Annotated in this window: 24 protein-coding genes; 1 reads left to right on the top strand and 23 read right to left on the bottom strand. The window is 66.0% G+C overall.

All coding sequences use genetic code 11. From position 1 onward, the window contains the following. Positions 1 to 16: 16 nt before the first annotated feature. Positions 17 to 463, bottom strand: coding sequence for a tetratricopeptide repeat protein (locus OV287_RS17390; RefSeq protein ID WP_267535152.1), 447 nt, complete (start codon positions 461 to 463; stop codon positions 17 to 19). Positions 464 to 606: 143 nt separating this feature from the next. Between OV287_RS17390 and OV287_RS17385 the strand changes: the two genes are divergently transcribed. Beyond that, complete coding sequence (locus OV287_RS17385) at positions 607 to 1,218, top strand: class I SAM-dependent methyltransferase (protein ID WP_267535151.1); 612 nt, start codon at positions 607 to 609, stop codon at positions 1,216 to 1,218. 20 nt (positions 1,219 to 1,238) lie between these two features. Here the strand turns inward: OV287_RS17385 and OV287_RS17380 are convergent, their stop codons facing one another. From OV287_RS17380 to OV287_RS17275, 22 genes are all read right to left on the bottom strand, one after another. Then, positions 1,239 to 1,733, bottom strand: coding sequence for a tetratricopeptide repeat protein (locus OV287_RS17380; RefSeq protein WP_267535150.1), 495 nt, complete (start codon positions 1,731 to 1,733; stop codon positions 1,239 to 1,241). Between the two features lie 73 nt (positions 1,734 to 1,806). Then, positions 1,807 to 2,862, bottom strand: coding sequence for a DUF1521 domain-containing protein (locus tag OV287_RS17375; RefSeq protein WP_267535149.1), 1,056 nt, complete (start codon positions 2,860 to 2,862; stop codon positions 1,807 to 1,809). A gap of 579 nt (positions 2,863 to 3,441) precedes the next feature. Further along, complete coding sequence (locus tag OV287_RS17370) at positions 3,442 to 3,660, bottom strand: hypothetical protein (RefSeq protein ID WP_267535148.1); 219 nt, start codon at positions 3,658 to 3,660, stop codon at positions 3,442 to 3,444. Positions 3,661 to 3,930: 270 nt separating this feature from the next. Further along, positions 3,931 to 4,149 (bottom strand): hypothetical protein, encoded by a 219-nt coding sequence (locus OV287_RS17365; protein WP_267535148.1) that lies wholly within the window; start codon positions 4,147 to 4,149, stop codon positions 3,931 to 3,933. Between the two features lie 263 nt (positions 4,150 to 4,412). Then, positions 4,413 to 4,631: a hypothetical protein gene (locus OV287_RS17360; protein ID WP_267535148.1), complete on the bottom strand. Its 219-nt coding sequence runs from the start codon at positions 4,629 to 4,631 to the stop codon at positions 4,413 to 4,415. 270 nt (positions 4,632 to 4,901) lie between these two features. Continuing rightward, entirely contained in the window at positions 4,902 to 5,120 is a 219-nt protein-coding gene (locus OV287_RS17355) for a hypothetical protein (RefSeq protein WP_267535148.1), read from the bottom strand. A gap of 270 nt (positions 5,121 to 5,390) precedes the next feature. Next, positions 5,391 to 5,609 (bottom strand): hypothetical protein, encoded by a 219-nt coding sequence (locus tag OV287_RS17350; protein ID WP_267535148.1) that lies wholly within the window; start codon positions 5,607 to 5,609, stop codon positions 5,391 to 5,393. A 275-nt stretch (positions 5,610 to 5,884) separates the two neighbouring features. Next, on the bottom strand, positions 5,885 to 6,106 hold the full coding sequence (locus tag OV287_RS17345; RefSeq protein ID WP_267535147.1) for a hypothetical protein: 222 nt from the start codon (positions 6,104 to 6,106) through the stop codon (positions 5,885 to 5,887). A 149-nt stretch (positions 6,107 to 6,255) separates the two neighbouring features. After that, entirely contained in the window at positions 6,256 to 6,867 is a 612-nt protein-coding gene (locus OV287_RS17340; protein ID WP_267535146.1) for a hypothetical protein, read from the bottom strand. A gap of 129 nt (positions 6,868 to 6,996) precedes the next feature. Continuing rightward, positions 6,997 to 7,476, bottom strand: coding sequence for a SycD/LcrH family type III secretion system chaperone (locus tag OV287_RS17335; RefSeq protein ID WP_267535145.1), 480 nt, complete (start codon positions 7,474 to 7,476; stop codon positions 6,997 to 6,999). 4 nt (positions 7,477 to 7,480) lie between these two features. Next, positions 7,481 to 7,957 carry a hypothetical protein gene (locus OV287_RS17330; RefSeq protein WP_267535144.1) on the bottom strand — a complete coding sequence of 159 codons (477 nt, stop codon included), beginning with the start codon at positions 7,955 to 7,957 and terminating at the stop codon, positions 7,481 to 7,483. Positions 7,958 to 8,012: 55 nt separating this feature from the next. Beyond that, on the bottom strand, positions 8,013 to 8,294 hold the full coding sequence (locus OV287_RS17325; RefSeq protein WP_267535143.1) for an EscU/YscU/HrcU family type III secretion system export apparatus switch protein: 282 nt from the start codon (positions 8,292 to 8,294) through the stop codon (positions 8,013 to 8,015). Positions 8,295 to 8,329: 35 nt separating this feature from the next. After that, a complete protein-coding gene (gene sctU / locus OV287_RS17320) occupies positions 8,330 to 9,394 on the bottom strand; it encodes a type III secretion system export apparatus subunit SctU (protein WP_267535142.1) in 1,065 nt (354 codons plus the stop codon). A gap of 15 nt (positions 9,395 to 9,409) precedes the next feature. Beyond that, positions 9,410 to 10,228, bottom strand: coding sequence for a flagellar biosynthetic protein FliR (locus OV287_RS17315; RefSeq protein WP_267535141.1), 819 nt, complete (start codon positions 10,226 to 10,228; stop codon positions 9,410 to 9,412). After that, positions 10,225 to 10,488 carry a flagellar biosynthesis protein FliQ gene (fliQ, locus tag OV287_RS17310; RefSeq protein ID WP_047859259.1) on the bottom strand — a complete coding sequence of 88 codons (264 nt, stop codon included), beginning with the start codon at positions 10,486 to 10,488 and terminating at the stop codon, positions 10,225 to 10,227. Before fliQ ends, OV287_RS17315 begins: the two co-directional genes overlap by 4 nt. Before the next feature lie 7 nt (positions 10,489 to 10,495). After that, positions 10,496 to 11,332, bottom strand: a complete 837-nt coding sequence (gene sctR, locus OV287_RS17305) for a type III secretion system export apparatus subunit SctR (protein WP_308809599.1) — start codon at positions 11,330 to 11,332, stop codon at positions 10,496 to 10,498. 11 nt (positions 11,333 to 11,343) lie between these two features. Beyond that, a complete protein-coding gene (locus tag OV287_RS17300) occupies positions 11,344 to 12,012 on the bottom strand; it encodes a FliO/MopB family protein (RefSeq protein WP_267535140.1) in 669 nt (222 codons plus the stop codon). A 161-nt stretch (positions 12,013 to 12,173) separates the two neighbouring features. Then, positions 12,174 to 13,571, bottom strand: coding sequence for a type III secretion system cytoplasmic ring protein SctQ (sctQ, locus tag OV287_RS17295; protein ID WP_267535139.1), 1,398 nt, complete (start codon positions 13,569 to 13,571; stop codon positions 12,174 to 12,176). Further along, on the bottom strand, positions 13,568 to 14,467 hold the full coding sequence (locus OV287_RS17290) for a flagellar hook-length control protein FliK (protein WP_267535138.1): 900 nt from the start codon (positions 14,465 to 14,467) through the stop codon (positions 13,568 to 13,570). The genes sctQ and OV287_RS17290 overlap by 4 nt, the downstream gene beginning before the upstream one ends. Before the next feature lie 27 nt (positions 14,468 to 14,494). Next, positions 14,495 to 14,986 (bottom strand): flagellar assembly protein FliH, encoded by a 492-nt coding sequence (locus OV287_RS17285; RefSeq protein WP_267535137.1) that lies wholly within the window; start codon positions 14,984 to 14,986, stop codon positions 14,495 to 14,497. A 72-nt stretch (positions 14,987 to 15,058) separates the two neighbouring features. Beyond that, on the bottom strand, positions 15,059 to 16,375 hold the full coding sequence (gene sctN, locus OV287_RS17280) for a type III secretion system ATPase SctN (protein ID WP_267535136.1): 1,317 nt from the start codon (positions 16,373 to 16,375) through the stop codon (positions 15,059 to 15,061). A gap of 3 nt (positions 16,376 to 16,378) precedes the next feature. Further along, on the bottom strand, positions 16,379 to 17,053 hold the full coding sequence (locus OV287_RS17275; protein WP_267535135.1) for a FliH/SctL family protein: 675 nt from the start codon (positions 17,051 to 17,053) through the stop codon (positions 16,379 to 16,381). Positions 17,054 to 17,063: the final 10 nt, after the last annotated feature.

Genomic DNA, 17,063 nt, shown 5'->3' with positions numbered 1-17,063 from the left:
TCCAGCCAGGCGTCGGTTACTCCTTGCGGCCCCCTGCGACGGCGGCATCCCGCTGGGCATCCTCGGCGCTCTGGAGCGCGGCGGCGGCCAGGACCCGGGCCCGCTCGGTGAGGGGGTCCCTGTTCTCCGGGTCCAGCTCCACCACCCGGGCGAAGTCGTGCACCGCGTCCATGATGTTGCCCAGGCGCAGGTGGACCTCACCCCGGTTGATCAGCGCCGCCGTGTCCGCGTCATTGAGGCGGATGGCCTCGTTGAAGTGCACCAGCGACTCGTCGAGCTCATCCACCGCCAGGAGGGTGGCCCCCAACGCCGTGCGGTAGTAGCCCTCTGCCGGGTCCAACGCCGACAGCTCCTGGAAGATGACTCGAGCCTCGTCGTAACGCCCCTGCTCGTACATCTGGAATCCCTGCATCGCCTGCTGGAGCAGGTCAGGCGGGGAGACATCAGGGTCAGAGTTCGCCATGGTGGGTTGGGTGGGGACCGGACGGAAGAAGTCAACCTCGATGCTACTACGAGCCTCCGAACCGACGGAAGCTCCCTACCGGAAAATCAGGACAGGCCGCACAGGAGGGTCCTCCCCGGACGTGCCTTCCGTAAGATGGGCGAATGGAACTCGCGCACGCCCAGGAAATCTTCGAGCAGCTCTACTCAGGCTTCTCCGGCTACGACATCGCCCGGAGTGAAAAGGAGCGGATGGGACGGCAGGAAGCGGCCACCACCTACGGAGAGGTGATTCCCGCGGCCTTCCACGACGTGATGCTCGCGGCCTCCCCCAAGGAGGGCGAGGTGTTCTTCGATCTCGGCTCCGGGACGGGCAAGGCGACGATCCTCGCCGCCCTCACCTTCCCATTCAGCCGGGTGGTGGGTATCGAGCTGCTCCCGGGACTGGGAGATGCGGCGCGCCAGGTGCTGGGCCGCTACGACGCGGAGATCCGTCCCCGCCTGCCGCCGGAGCACCAGCGCCAGCGCATCGACTTCATCGATGGAGACTTCCTGATTCAGGATCTCTCCGAGGCCGACGTGTTGTTCGCGCATGGCACCTGCTACGGACCCGAGCTGATGGGCAAGCTCACCCACAAGCTGGAGGAGCTCAAGCCCGGGGCGAGGGTCGTCATGGCCGGGCAGACGCTGGCCTCGCCGGAGCTCGTCTTCCAGAAGATGAAGGTGATGAAGACGGACTGGGGCTCGGCGCTCGCAGCGGTGTACCAGCGCCGGTAGCCCCTCCCGCGTGACGGCGGCTACTTCTTGGGAGCCGCCTCCTTCAGGATGGTCAGGGTGGCGCGAGCGCGCTTGGTGTTCTCGCGCTTGGCCTCGGGGTCGTACTTCAGCGCGGCCTGGATGTCCTCGAGCGCCTTGGGCACGTTGCCCTCGCGCAGGAACAGCTCGCTGCGACCGACCAGGGCGTCCACATTGCCGATGTTGAGCTCGAGCGCCCGGGTGTACTCGTCCTTGGCCTCGTCGAACTTCTCCAGGTGGGCGTAGGTCGATGCCAGGTTGCAGTGGAAGACGCTGTCGTAGGGAGAGGCGGCCACCAGCCCCTTGAAGATGTCCAGGGCGTCTTGGAGCTTCCCGGTCTTCAGCATCTCGTGACCGCGCTTGGCGATCTCATAGAGCATCTCTTGGGACAGACCCAGGAACTCCGCCGGGGTGATCTCTCCGACGACGAGCCGTTCACCGAGCTCTTCCGAGATGACGCGCGTGTTGGAAGCGGGCTTCTGCGGGGTATTGCTCACGGGAACACCTGTTGGGAAAAAAAGACGGGAGGGCCCAGCAGGACCCTCCCGCCCGGTGAGTCTAGACCAGAGATCAGAACGTCAGGAAGCGGTTCTGGGTGACGCTGCGGCTCAGGTCACGCAGGGACGAGTGCAGGTCGAGCATGCGGCCGATGTCCTGGAAGCTGCTCTTCAGGTTGGCCTGGCGGCGATCCACCCAGCAGCCACCGCGCGGGCCGTTGTTGACGGGGCGCTCGAAGGGGTTGTTCTTCTCGAGCTTCTCGGTGAACTGGCGCAGGGTGTCGAACAGCTTGGACATCTGCTTGAAGAGGTCGCCGAGCTTGCCGAGGAAGTCGCCCGGCTTGGTGGTGTTCGCGGGCTTGTTGGGCGTCGGGGCGCCCGGAGCCAGGTCGTTGCCGAGCTTGAAGGACTCGCCGCCGTTGTTGCTGCCGACGATCTCCTTGCCCGTGAAGGACCAGTCGTCGGTCTCCTTGCCCATGACGAACACGTCCTTGCCGCCGAAGCTGTTGACGTTGGCGTAGCCGTCCTGGGTGACGGGGCCGGTCTTGCCCTTGCCCTTGTCGATGTCGGTGACCTGCACGCGGTCGTTACCGGAGATGATCTCCAGCTTGGCGGAGACCGTCATGCCGTTGCCGTAGGGGGCGGTGGTGCAGTTGATGCGGGTGCCATCGCCGAGCACGAAGGTGCTGTCGCGCTTGAAGTCCCACTTGCCACCGTCACCCTCGTCCACGTGCGGGTCGCCCCAGACGCGGGTGTTCTTGCCGTCCGGACCGGTGATCTTCCACTCGAACTGGCTGGTGGCCTCGATCTTGTAGCCGCCCGGCGTGGTGATGACGCCGTTCTTGTCCGTCTTCAGGCTGCCGCTCGGGTGAGAGGAGTCACCGGGAGAGGGCGTGGACGGCGTGGCAGCACCGCGGCCGACGACCGAGTAGAAGATGTCCATGATGGACCGGTCCTTGCGGAACACGTCGTTCTCCACCGTCGTGTTCGTCGGAGCGGTCGTCTGCGCGGTGGCCGCGGTCGTCTGAACCTGGCCGGCGTCCTTGGTGGCGCCCAGGGTCTGCAGTTCAGCCGTCGTGGTCCGGGCCGTGGTCGTGGTGCTCGGAGAACCACCGATCTTCGTCGACATGATGTTCGTCCTTTCTTTCTCAGGCGCGCGGAAGAGGCTTCGCACCGGGTAAGGGCAACTTGAGGGAGTGGCGCCGAAGCGCCGCCTGCTGTGCTTCAGTTATTTCCATTATCGGGCCACGACTCCGAAGGTTTCGTGTGATCCTTTCGAAGTTCACTTTCCGTCCTGATGCCCGATGACGTTCCTGGGCCGGGAGTGGAAACCAGGGCTCGGAGACCGTCAAGTCCACCGCTCCCGCGTGGCCTCCTCTCAGGGAGATCCTGCGAGAGCGGTTCGGACTGCCTGACAGCCTGGCGCTCCTCCAACCGCCGATGCCGCGGACGATGCGCATCGGCAACTCGAGCAGCTGCTTCATCCTCCGAAGGGGCGGAACAGCGTGCTCCTCCCCTGCTCCTTCTTGGATTTTCCCGCGTATTTTCCGGGAACTTTTCCGCGCTCGGCCGCCGCGGCGAGCGCCGCACAGCGTCCACCGCGGGGAAGTGCGGAGGGAGGGCCCAAAAAGCGAAACCGGCCCCGCGTGGCCCTCCTATCGAGGACCTCACGAGACCGGTTCGGACTACCCAACTGCTGGACGCTCTATCAGCCGCCGATGTTGCGGATGACCGACATCGCCATCTCGTGCATCTGCTTCATCATCTGCGTGATGAGCTGGGTGAGCTCCTGCTCCTTCTGCATCTTCATCTGCGCCTCCATGAACGGCTTCATCTCGGCGGGGGCGTTGGCCAGCATGTCCTGCTGCGCCTTCGACAGACCACCCATGGCGCTCATTCCGGCATTGGCGATAGAGCTGAGGGACATTTGAATTCTCCTGGGAAATCGTAGGGTTGGAAGCTGGTGCGGCGCGAAGCAGCGACCTGACATCCTGATTATCGGACCGGGCCCTCCGGAGTTTCCTGCCCCTTTTCCGATTTATTTTCCGGAGCCTCTGGGCCGGCCCCAGCTCAGTCCCAGGGCTCCACCACCGGCGCAGTGGGAGGGACGGGGCCCAAAAGCGAAACCGGCCCCGCGTGGCCTCTTATCGAGGACCTCACGAGACCGGTTCGGACTACCCAACTGCTGGACGCTCTATCAGCCGCCGATGTTGCGGATGACCGACATCGCCATCTCGTGCATCTGCTTCATCATCTGCGTGATGAGCTGGGTCAGCTCCTGCTCCTTCTGCATCTTCATCTGCGCCTCCATGAACGGCTTCATCTCGGCGGGGGCGTTGGCCAGCATGTCCTGCTGCGCCTTCGACAGACCACCCATGGCGCTCATTCCGGCATTGGCGATAGAGCTGAGGGACATTTGAATTCTCCTGAGAAATCGTAGGGTTGGAAGCTGGTGCTGCGCGAAGCAGCGACCTGACATCCTGATTATCGGGCAGGGTCCTCCGGAGTTTCCTGCTTCTTTTCCGGATCATTTCCCAGGGTCTCCATGCGGCCCCAGCTCCACGGCCCCGCCACCGGCGAAGTGCGGACGGGGGCCCAAAAGCGAAACCGGCCCCGAGTGGCCCTCCTATCGAGGACCTCACGAGACCGGCTCGGACTACCCAACTGCCGGGCGCTCTATCAGCCGCCGATGTTGCGGATGACCGACATCGCCATCTCGTGCATCTGCTTCATCATCTGCGTGATGAGCTGGGTGAGCTCCTGCTCCTTCTGCATCTTCATCTGCGCCTCCATGAACGGCTTCATCTCGGCGGGGGCGTTGGCCAGCATGTCCTGCTGCGCCTTCGACAGACCACCCATGGCGCTCATTCCGGCATTGGCGATAGAGCTGAGGGACATTTGAATTCTCCTGAGAAATCGTAGGGTTGGAAGCTGGTGCGGCGCGAAGCAGCGACCTGACATCCTGATTATCGGACCGGGCCCTCCGGAGTTTCCTGCCCCTTTTCCGATTTATTTTCCGGAGCCTCTGGGCCGGCCCCAGCTCAGTCCCAGGGCTCCACCACCGGCGCAGTGGGAGGGACGGGGCCCAAAAGCGAAACCGGCCCCGCGTGGCCTCTTATCGAGGACCTCACGAGACCGGTTCGGACTACCCAACTGCCGGGCGCTCTATCAGCCGCCGATGTTGCGGATGACCGACATCGCCATCTCGTGCATCTGCTTCATCATCTGCGTGATGAGCTGGGTGAGCTCCTGCTCCTTCTGCATCTTCATCTGCGCCTCCATGAACGGCTTCATCTCGGCGGGGGCGTTGGCCAGCATGTCCTGCTGCGCCTTCGACAGACCACCCATGGCGCTCATTCCGGCATTGGCGATAGAGCTGAGGGACATTTGAATTCTCCAGGAAATTGTAGGGTTGGAAGCTGGTGCTGCGCGAAGCAGCGACCTGACATCCTGATTATCGGACCGGGCCCTCCGGAGTTTCCTGCTTCTTTTCCGGATCATTTCCCGGGGTCTCTGGGCCGGCCCCAGCTCCACAGTCCCAGGGCTCCACCACCGGCGAAGTACGGACGGGGGCCCAAAAGCGAAACCGGCCCCGCGTGGCCTCTTATCGAGGACCTCACGAGACCGGCTCGGACTACCCGACTGCTGGACGCTCTATCAGCCGCCGATGTTGCGGATGACCGACATCGCCATCTCGTGCATCTGCTTCATCATCTGCGTGATGAGCTGGGTGAGCTCCTGCTCCTTCTGCATCTTCATCTGCGCCTCCATGAACGGCTTCATCTCGGCGGGGGCGTTGGCCAGCATGTCCTGCTGCGCCTTCGACAGACCACCCATGGCGCTCATTCCGGCATTGGCGATAGAGCTGAGGGACATTTGAATTCTCCTGGGAAATCGTAGGGTTGGAAGCTGGTGCGGCGCGAAGCAGCGACCTGACATCCTGATTATCGGACCGGGCCCTCTGGAGTTTCCTGCCCCTTTTCCGATTTATTTTCCGGGGCCTCTGGGCCAGCCCCAGCTCCACAGTCCCAGGGCTCCACCACCGGCGAAGTGCGGACAGACGGGGGCCCAAAAGCGAAACCGGCCCCGCGTGGCCTCTTATCGAGGACCTCACGAGACCGGCTCGGACTACCCAACTACCAGGCGCTCTATCAGCCGCCGATGTTGCGGATGACGGACATCGCCATCTCGTGCATCTGCTTCATCATCTGCGTGATGAGCTGGGTAAGTTCCTGCTCCTTCTGCATCTTCATCTGCGCCTCCATGAACGGCTTCATCTCGGCGGGGGCGTTGGCCAGCATGTCCTGCTGAGCCTTCGACAGACCGCCCATGGCGCTCATACCGGCGTTGGCAATAGAACCGAGGCTGGACATTGTGAATTCTCCTAAGAAATTCGTGGGGTTGGAAAGCTGGGTGAGGTGCGAAGCAGCAACCTGACAACCTGATTATCGGACCGGGCCCTCCGGAGTTTCCTGCTTCTTTTCCGGATCATTTCCCGGGGCCGATGGGAACCGGCCTGGGCCTAGCCCTTCACCTTGCCGAGGGCAGGGTTCTTCATCCACGTCTTGAAGGACTCGAGCTGCTGCTGCTCGGACTTCGCGTCAGCGGGCGCAGCCGGCGCCGGAGCGGTCTCGGGGTTGAGGGTCATGCCCTTGCGCTGGCTCGAGCCCTCGAAGCCATCCTTCACACCCGCGGCGGCGCGCGGAGCCGGAGCCGCCGGCGCCGCAGGGGCACCCGCCGCCGGAGTGCCCTCGAGCAGGGCGCCCACGAAACCCGCGGGAATCGGCGGCGCACCCTCCGGCCACTCCATCTGACCGGTGAAGCCGACCGCGACCAGGCGCTCCTGCAGGAACTCCACCACCTCCATGATGATGGTCGGAGGAGGAAGGACAGGATCCTTCGTGAAGCGAACGAACGCGTCCTTCACCTCGTTGTAGAGGTTCACGTTCAGCGGCGAGCCCACCTTCGTGTTCGCCAGCAGCTCGTGCATCTTGCGCAGCACCGGCTGCGCGGTCCCGGTGGCAGTCTTGGCCTGCTTCTCCAGCGCGGCCAGCAGCTTCTCCCGCTTCGCCACCAGCTCGGGCGGCTCGGTGGGAAGGGGATACTCTTCGTTGGCGTTCGGCTTCTTGGACATGAGCGCGTCTCTTTCTGCGGGGGAGCGAGATAAGGTCAACACACGGCGGTGCCCATGTTAGGGATGGTTGGAATCTCCGATCAAGCCAGCAACCACGGAAACCCCTATCTGAGAGGGTGAGAAGCCCCCTCAGCGCTGGGTCAGCGCGGTCACCATCGCGGCGGCCTTGGTGGCCAGCGGATCCTCGGCATCCACCAGGGACGAGATGCGGCGCAGATCCTCCAGGGCCTGCGCTTTCTGCCCCAGGGAGAGCCGGACCTCGGCGCGGCCCACGTAGGCCTGGGCATCCCGAGCATCCAGCTTCAGGGCCACGTCGTAGGCAGCCAGCGCCCCCTGCGGGTTGCCCGCGGCCATCTCCACCACCCCGAGCGCCTTGGCGAAGTAGGCATCCGCGGGGTTGATGGCGTAGAGCCCCTGAAAGAGCGTGCGGGCCTCGGCGATGCGGCCCTGGTAGAAGAAGAAGTAGGCCGTCTTGGCGATGGCGTAGAGCTCATCGTCCGTGTAGCCGCGCACGTCGCGCAGCGTCGCCTTGCCCTCCGCCCAGCGCTGCATCATCTGGGTGAGCCGCGCCTCGTCCTGCGGAGGGTTGTTGCTGTCGGAAGCGGCCATGGTCCTAGAACCCCTGCTCCTGCTGCTCCTCGCGCATGCGGCGCTGGATCTCCTGGACCTCGGAGTGGACCTGGCCCACCAGCGCCAGCATCTGCGCCTCGCGCTGCAAGAGACCCTTGAGGCGCTCCAGCCGCTCCGGCGGTGCGTTGATGCGTCCCAGGCTCCGCTCCAGCAGCTGCCGCTGATCGCTCTCGCCCCGCCCGGCCACGCTGCCCAGGTAGGGCCGGTCCGAGAAGCCCTCGAGGTCCGCGTCGTGCCCCTTCGGATTGGGCGGCGTGGGTAGCCGCAGCTCCTCCGAGGAGTGCGCCGGGCCGATGAAGTCCAGCAGCGCCGCCGAGGCGAGCGCCGGGCTCTTCGGGTTGCCCGCCTTGCGCTTCTTGCGGTCGAACTGCGAGGGATCGACCAGCTTCTCGCGAACCGCGCGGGGCCCTCCCCAGGGCCAGAGGGGTGCTCTCGGGGGCTGATTATTGATTTTGGCCATGGTCTGGATTGAACCTCACTACCGGGGGGACACGCCAGAGTCTACCCTACTCGCCTCAACGCTTGCCGCCCGCCTGCTGCTCCCGCTGGAGCTCGAAGATGAAGTTGAGGACCTCCGCGACCGCGTCGTACAGCTCCTCGGGGATCTCCTGGCCCACGTCGATGCGGTAGAGCGCATTGGCCAGCGACACGTTCTTCATGACGGGGATGTTGTACTGCTTGGCGATCTCGCGGATCTTGTCCGCCTTGAGGCGCATCCCCTTGGCCACCACGCGCGGAGCGGTGTCCTTCTCCTTGTCGTACTTGATCGCGATCGCCATCTCGGCATCGTCGCTCATGGGAACCTCGCGTCAGTGACGGGGGCGGGACCGCGTCAGGCCCGAGCCGCCGGAGTGGGATTCTTCAGGCCGTAGACGAAGTTGAGCACCTCGGCGACGGCGTCGTACAGCTCCTCGGGGATCTGCTCGCCGACCTCCACGCGCAGCAGGGCGTGCGCCAGGGGCACGTTGCGCAGCGTGGGGACGTCCGAGTCACGCGCCAGGGCCTTGATGCGCTCGGCCTTGAAGTCCAGGCCCTTGGCCAGCACCCTGGGCGCCACGTCGCCGTCCTTGTCGTACTTGAGCGCGACGGCCACGTGGTCCGGGTTGGTGACGATGACGTCGGCGTCCTTCACCGCCTCCATCTGCGCGCCTTCCAGGAGCTCGTGCGCCATCTCCTTGCGCTTGGCCTTGTTGTGCGGATCTCCCTCGCTCTCCTTGTACTCCTTCTTGACGTCCTCCTTCGACATCATCTGTTCCTTCATGTACGACTTGCGCTGCCACCAGACGTCGAAGATGCCGAAGAGGAAGAAGACCATCCCCACGCGCACGGCGACGCGGTACATCAGCTCGCCCATGACGGCCAGGATGATGGGCGTGTCGCGGCGCACCGTCTCCACCACCAGGGGCATGGAGTCGCGCACCACGCCGTAGGTGACGTAGGCCGCGATCGAGATCTTGGTCAGGTTCTTGATGATCTCGATGATCTGCTTCTTGGTGAAGAGGTTCTTCAACCCCTCGATGGGGTTGAGCTTCTCCAGCTTGGGCATCACCGGATCCATCGTGAACAGCGAGCCCACCTGGAGGAACTCCACCAGGCCGCCCACGATTGCCACGGCCGCCACCACCGGCACGGTGAGCAGGAGCACCACCTGGAGCCCCATGGTCATGAGCTGGCCGGTGGCCGCCTGAATGCCCTCTGGATGCGCGATGTGATCGAAGCTGAAGTGGAAGAGCTCGGTGACGCGCTGCTCCACGTTGGACCAGGTCGCCTTGACCACGCCCAGGCCCACCACGAAGCCGAACACGGCCGTCAGGTCCTTGCTCTTCCAGACCTGGCCCTTCTTGCGTGCGTCGTCGAGCTTCTTTTGTGAGGGTTCTTCTGTCTTTTCGTCGGACATGGCGAAGACCCTGGATCAGCCGAGCAGGCGTATCGCGTGGCGGAGCGTGGCCAGCATGGCGGCGAACTCCGTCTGCATCCGCCCCATCATGAGGCCCAGCGAGATGAAGACGATGACCACGCCCACCAGTGGCTTGATGGCCATGGAGATGAAGAAGACCTGGACCTGGGGAGCCACGCGGTTGACGGCGCCCAGCGCCATGTCCGTCAGGAAGGCGGCCAGCATGGGCGGCGCGGCGAGCGCGAGGGAGATCTTCAGCAGGTCCGCGAAGGAACGGATGAACAGCTCGAAGAAGGCCCACTCCCCCTGGCTGAAGCGGGGGAACCTGTCCAGGGGGACGATGGCGAAGCTCTCGGCGAGCGCCTCGATGACCAGGTGGTGGCCGTTGAGGGTGAGGAAGAGCACCACCGCCAGCTGCACCTTGAGGCTGGCGAAGATGGACACCTGCGTGCCGAGCTGCGGCACGTAGAGCTGGGCGTTGTTGCTGCCGGACATGGTGTCCACGAGGTTGCCGGCCACGCGCGCCGCCTCGAAGACGACGTTGACGATGGAGGCCAGCGCCACGCCGATGAAGATCTCCTTGAGCATCAGCCCGATGTAGGGGAACGCGCTGGTGGGGAGGGCTCCCATGCGCGCGCTCACGGCCGGGAAGAGCACGCCGGAGAGCATGACGCCCACGCCCATCTTGATTTCCGGGGGGATGACCTCGCCGCCCAGGAATGGGGAGAGCACCAGCACCGGCATGATCCGGCACATCAGCAGGCCCATGGTGAAGATGACGAGCGAGAGGTTCGCCTGCTCCGTCATCCGGGCGATGACTTCGGAGACGTTCATTTGATCAGTGCCGGGAACTGATCGAACACGTGGAAGGTGAAGCGCACCAGTTGGTTGCCGATCCACGGGCCGGTGAGCGCCAGGACGCCGAACACGATGATGACCTTGGGAGCGAACGAGAGCGTCTGCTCCTGAATCTGCGTGGTGGCCTGGAAGACGGCGATGATGAAACCCACGAGCAAGCTCATGAGCACGGGAGGCGCCGAGACGACGAGCACGAGGTAGAGCGCCTGCTGGAGAATGGAGTTCAGCTGGTGCATGTGCGTCTCACAGGTAGCCGACGACCAGGCCCTTGGCGATGAGGTACCAGCCGTCCACGAGGACGAAGAGGAGCAGCTTGAAGGGCATGGAGATGGTGGTGGGCGAGAGCATGTGCATGCCCAGCGCCAGCAGGATGTTGGCCACCACCATGTCGATGACGATGAAGGGCACGAAGAGCAGGAAGCCGATCTGGAAGGCTTCCTTCAGCTCGGAGACCACGAAGGCCGGGACGATGGTCATGAAGTCCTTGTCCGTGAGATCCTTCCTGTCCTCCTCGGTGCGCATCTTCCTGGCGAGATTGAAGAAGAGCGCCCGGTCCTTGGCGGTGACCTTCTTGATGAGGAAGGCGCGCAGCGGCTCCTTGGACTTGTTGGCCGCCTCCAACAGGGTGCCCACCGACTCCGAGGACAGCAGCGAGGGCCCTCTGGCGAGGATGTCCACCTCGGCGGCCCGGTACATGGACTGGCCCACCGGGGCCATGATGTAGACGGTGAGGATGATGGCCAGGCCCGTGATGACCTGGGTGGGCGGAATCTGCTGGGTGCCCAGTGCGGAGCGCACGATGGAGAGCACCACGGAGATCTTCACGAAGCTCGTCACCATCATCAAAACGAAGGGGACGAGCGACAGCGCGGCCAGCGCCAGCATCAGCACCAGCGGCCGCGAGGCGAAGGAGTCGGGGCTCACCGCGTCGACGTTCACGGCGGCGGAGACATCGGCGGTGCCACCCCCGCGCTTGTTGCGCTGGGCGAAGGCGAGGAAGGGCTCCAGCGCGAACACCACGGCGAACAGCCAGGGCGAGAGGCGGAGGGCGGGGAGGCGGACGTTGGGCGTGAATCTCACGAGTCGTCTCTTCAGGCGCCCGGCGGCTCGGTGCCGCTCGGTTGGGTAGCACCCGGCTGCGTGGCATCGCGGCGGGCGAGGAGTTTCTGGAGGAAGGGAGAGAGGGAGATCACGTTGGACGGCGGCCGCTCGGAGCGGATGCGCTCCACCGCCGCGGTGTCGAGCTTGGACAGCAGTTGGAGGCCGCTCTCGCCTCCACCCACCAGCAGGTACTCGTCCGCGGCCTTCAGCACGAAGAGGGTGCGACGCTGGTCCAACGGCACCCGCTCCAGCACCGACACCACCGAGGGCCGCCCCGCGGGCACGCCCTGCAAGCCCATCAGCTTGCGCAGGCCCACGTTGAGCGTGAGGTAGATGGAGGCCACCACCGCGCCGAACAGCAGCAGCGTGCGCGTCAGCATCCACCCGAGGCTCTCGGGCTCCTCATCCATGCCCGGCGGCAGCGCGGGCGCCCCGAGCTCATCGGAGGCAGAGGGCTGCTGCACAGCGGCCTGGGCCGGAGTGGCGGCCTGAGCCGCGGGGGCCGGAGACTTCGGGGGCTCGGTGGAGGAAGCGCGTGCATCGGCGGGCGCCGGCGGTGCGCTCGAGGCGGGAGCCTCGGCACGGGCCAGCGGCGCCACCAGGAGGCAAGCGCAGACCAGCCACGTCGGACGCGGGGGGAAGACGGAAAACACGGCCATGATGGGTCGCGAGGCTAGTGCATCGGGCAGGAGACCGCCACGGGCGCCCCTTGCCCTGCCCTGCTCCTTCGCTCGCCTGCCTGGGTCACCCCACCGTGACACGCGCTCTGCTCTCCTCGTTGCAAACGCCACGGCGGCTCCCCACGGCCTGGAGGCGGGCCCTAGCCCGCGAGCGAGAGGATCCGGACGCCCAGCTGCCCTTCAATCTCCACCAGCTCGCCCCGGGCAACCACCTTGCCGTTCACCGACAGGTCCACCGGCTCACCCGGCGCCCGGCGCAGCTCCACCACCTGACCCACCCGCATGGCCACCACCTGATCCGCCGTCACCGGCACCCGGGCCAGCTCCACGGAGATCTGCAGCGGGATATCACCCAGCAGGTCGCCTGAATCCATTCTGTCGTCCAAGGCACCACTCTCCGCCAAAGGGTTGCGCATCTCGGGGTTGGTGAACTCCTCGTCCCCCGACTCTCCCAGAGCCTCCGCCGCGGCCTCGTCCGACTCGGAGGGCCCGCGCCGCGAGAAGGACTGATCTCCAGCCACCCACCCGGTGATACGCGCCTGGTACTGGCCATTCACCAGGGAGACGTCCGCGGCCAGGCAGCCCTTGCGGGCCAGCCCCACGAGCAACCGAGCGGTGCCATCCTCGCCCCGGTCCGGCCGGGCCGAGAACGCGTCCACCAGCACCACGTCCTTCACCCGGAGGCTCGACAGGTCGCGGCTGGAGATCTCCGCCTGGGCAATCTCCGCGCGCAGCCAGGTGCGGACCGAGGACAGCCGGCCCAGGTGAGCCTGGATGTCCGCCTGATGCATGGCCCGGCGCTGCTCGGTCACCTGCGCCGGCTCCACCGCGTCCAACACGCCCGAGGGCACGAAGAAGCGAACCATGCCCTCCTGCGAGCCGAGCCGAGTCCGGAGCTGAACCACCAACACCGGCCCGTCCTCGCTCAGCCGGGTGATCGCCTCGTCCAGCCCGCGCGCCACGCCCTCCAGGCGCAGCTTGGGCATGCTCGGATCCATCCCCGGAACCAGCGCCTTGAGCGCCTCGAGGATGACGAAGCTCGCCACGCCCTCCTCAATGTCCGTCAGGGGCCGCACGCCGACGGCCTCGCCCGCGCCGCCCAGCAGCAGGTCCACCACCGCGTGCGCCAGGGGCAGCTCGATCTCCAGCACCGCGCGTCCGCGATGCGGACCGGGCACCAGGAAGGACAGGAAGGTGGGATCCGCCAGGTGCCGGCGCAGCTCGCTCGGACCAATGGCCCGCGCCGCCTCCAGCGAGAAGCTCACCTGCGTGTCGAAGAGGCCCTTGAGCCGGGTACACAGCGCCTCGACGGTCTCGGGCTTCGGCGTCAGCCACTTGATGCGCGAGGTGAGCCGAAACTCGTTGAGCGACACCTTCTCCAGCTTGGGGAAGGAATAGGGCTTCCACGACTTGCCTGGGCTCGCCGGGGCGACCGGGGCGACCGGGGTGGCCTGACTGGTCGGACGCTTGAGCAGCCGGGCGTCGACCAGCATGGTGCGCTCCTGCGGACCAGGCTCGTCATCCGCGTCGAGACTCATGACTTCGCCTCGACACGCAGCTCCTCTAGGGTGAGACCGCGTCCGGCCAGCGCGTTCTTGAGGGTCTCACGCTGCCCCTCGAGCATCTTCAGCACTTCCTTGTCGCTGCCGCTGAAGGTGGCGTGGATCTTCCCGTTCTTCGCGCTGAGCTTGATGGACAGGCCCTTGAGCACGTCGTTGCGCAGGTCGATCTGGAACTCCGCGTTGCCCGCGGCGTTGGTGCCCACGCGCACGCGCTCGACGATCTTCTGGGCAATCTCATTGGCGATGGCGCGCAGCCGCTCCGAGCCCGACGTGGGCTTGGGCTTGGCCACCGGCACAGGAGCCATCAACGCGGGATTGAACCGGAAGCTCGCGGCCGCCTCGGCGCCGTCCTTCTTGTCCTTGCCTTCCCCACCCCCCTTGCCCCCGCCGTCCGCGTCGGCCTTGAGAGAGCCCTTGCCCTCGCGTCGGGCCTGCACGCCCATCGCGGCGCTCTCGCTGTCCTTGTCGAGCGCATCGCCGCGCTCGTCCAGGGCCTCGCTCGTGTTCTTCGCGTCCGCCGCGCGCGACTCGACCCGCGTCTGCGTCACGCCCTGGTCCTGCTTGCTCTGGGCCGTCTGGGCGCCCTCCGGCTGGCGGCCACCGGCCACCTGGCCCTCGGAATTGCCCGTCTGACGCAGCTGGCCACGCAGGTCCCCTGCCTTGCCCTCCTGCTGCATGCGCGCCAGCACGGACTTGCCCAGGCTCTGCTGCTGAGGCTGCTGCGTCTGGGCGGCCTTCTGCTGCTGGACCAGCTTGGAGAAGGACGACTCCCCCTCCTGGCGCTGCTTCGCCTTGGACTCCTGGAGACGCTTCTCCTGGACCAGCCGCTCCGCGGCCCTCTGCGCCTGACGATCGTCTTCGACTCGGCTCATCTCGACACCACCTGGGGGAGCTGGAGGTTACTTGCGCTGACGCATCAGGAACAAGGTGTTCCCGATTTCCTCCTGGTTCAGCTCCTCCTTGGCCTGGCGCTCGGCCCGGATCTGCTTCTGCCAGTTCTCCTTGTGCTTCTCGATGGCCTTGAGCTCCTTGGCCGCCTCCGCCATCTCGCGCCGGCGCTGCTCCACCAGCTTCTCGGCCGTCTTGACGACCTCCTTCTGGCGTTCGATCTCCAGGGCGAGCTGAGCCTCCTCGTCCTTGAGGCGCTCCTCGTAGCGGTTCATCATCGTGAAGCTGTTCGGACCGGTCGTCCCCTTGGCCATGAGCTGCTGCATGTAGGCCATGACCTTCTGCTTACGCTCGGCCTTGCGCGTCTCGAGCTCCTTCTCCATGCGCTGGAGCTCGGCCTTCTGCTTTTCCAGCGCCTTGACGGCGTCGGAGAAGGCCTGCTCGGCCTCCTCTTTGGCGCGCTCGCGCATCTCGAGAAGGGTCTGCAACCGATAGGGGGGCATGGCCCCATCCTACCCCGGAATGCCCCCGGCCGGTCAGCCCTCCTCGTCAGCCCGCCTCGTCAGTCCTCCTGGTCACTCCTCGAAGAGGGCGATGAGCTTCTCGACCGTCTCGTCGAACCCGCTGTTGGAGTGGGTGTCCTGCTTGAGGAAGTCGATGATGGAGTCGTACTTGTCGATGGCGTAGTCCGTCCGGGGGTCCGTGCCGTACTGGTAGGCGCCCAGGAGGATGAGGTCGCGCTGCTTCTCGTAGGTGGCGAGCGTCTCGCGCAGCTTGCCCGCCGCCTTCTTGTGCTCCTTGGAGACGATGCCGCTCATCACACGGGAGAGGCTGGCGAGCACGTCCATGGCGGGCCACTGATTGCGCTCGCCCAGGGCACGGTTGAGGATGAAGTGACCGTCGAGAATACCGCGGACTTCGTCGGCGATGGGCTCCTCCATGTCACCGCCGGCCACGAGGCAGGTGTAGATGGCGGTGCACTTGCCCTTCTCCGAGTTGCCCGTGCGCTCGAGGATGCGCGGGAGCATGGAGAACACGCTCGGCGGGTAGCCCTGGCGTGCCGGAGGCTCACCGATGGCGAGGCCGATTTCACGCTGGGCTCGGGCCAGACGCGTCACCGTGTCGAGCATGAAGAGGACGTTGCCGCCGCGCTCGCGGAAGTACTCGGCGATGGCGGTGGCCACGTAGGCGGCGCGCAGACGCACCAGGCTGGGCTGGTCCGAGGTGGCGCACACCAGCACGGAGCGCTTCATGCCCTCCTCGCCCATGGCGTCCTCGATGAACTCGCGAACTTCGCGGCCACGCTCACCGATCAGCGCCACCACGCACAGGTCCGCCTGGGTGTTGCGCGCTATCTGGCCCATCAACGTGGACTTACCGACGCCCGAGCCTGCGAAGAGGCCCACGCGCTGGCCCTCGCCCACGGTGAGCAAACCGTCGATGCAGCGCACGCCCAGGGGCAGCGGCCGTTCAATGCGCTGGCGCTTGAAGGGGTCCGGGCAGTCGCGGTCCACAGACCAGTCGAACAGCCCCTCGGTGGGCAGCGGCTTGCCGTCCATGGGCTCGCCGATGCCGTTGAGCACACGGCCCAGCAGCCCCTCCCCGCACTTGATGGACAGGGGCCTGCCGGTGGGGACGACCTCGCTGTCCGGACCGATGCCCAGCAGCTCGCCCAGGGGCATGAGCATGACCTCATCACCCTGGAAGCCCACCACCTCGGCCTTCACCGAGTTGCGGCCGCCGTGGCCCTTGATGAGGACCAGCTCGCCCACGCGCACGCCGGGCACGCTCGCCTTGATGACCAGACCCGTCAGCTCGGTGACGCGGCCCTGCACCCGGTACAGCGGCGCTTCCTTGATGATGGAGATGTAGCGCTGGAGATCGAGAGCCATGGCCTACGCGGGACCTTCCTTCTTGCCCTGGTCCGGGAAGAGCACGTTCTGCAGCATCTCGAACTGAGTGGGCAGCTGCGCATCCACCTTGCCGAACTCCGTCTGCACGATGCAGCCCACCGGGGCCACGTCCGCGTCCTCCTTGATGGACACGTCCACCGCCCGGCCGATGAGCTCCATCAGCTCCGCCTTGCGGGCGCGCAGCACCGCCGCCGACTTGGGATTGACCCTCAGCACCACCGCCCGAGCATTGCGCAGCTCCTCGATGGCCTTGGCACAGATGTCCGCCAGCAGCGAGGGGTCGCGCTCCACATCACGGCCGATGATCTTCTCGGCGATCTTGCACGCCAGCGTCACCACGTCGCGCTCGTGCTGGGCGAGGATCTCCCCGGCCTGCATCTTCGCGCGCAGGAGGGTCTCCGTGGTCTGGGCCAGGCCCTCCTGGCGGCCCTGCTCGCGCGTCTTCGCCAGCAGCTCCTCGCGCTCGCGCTGGGCCTCCGCGAGGATGCGCTCCTTCTCGCGATTGGCCTCCTCGATGATGCCCTGGGCGCTCTGCCGGGCATCGAAGACCTCGGCGTTCATCACGCCCGGACGCGGCGGACGCAGCACCGGCCTGTCCCCGCCGGGCAGAGGCTCGGCAGCCCCCGAATCGCCCTTGATCACCTTGCCGATCGCCATGGAAAGCTCC

Origin of the sequence: Archangium lansingense, assembly GCF_026626635.1 — a bacterium.
Taxonomy (GTDB): domain Bacteria; phylum Myxococcota; class Myxococcia; order Myxococcales; family Myxococcaceae; genus Archangium; species Archangium lansingense.
This window is presented reverse-complemented; position numbering and strand designations above follow the sequence as displayed.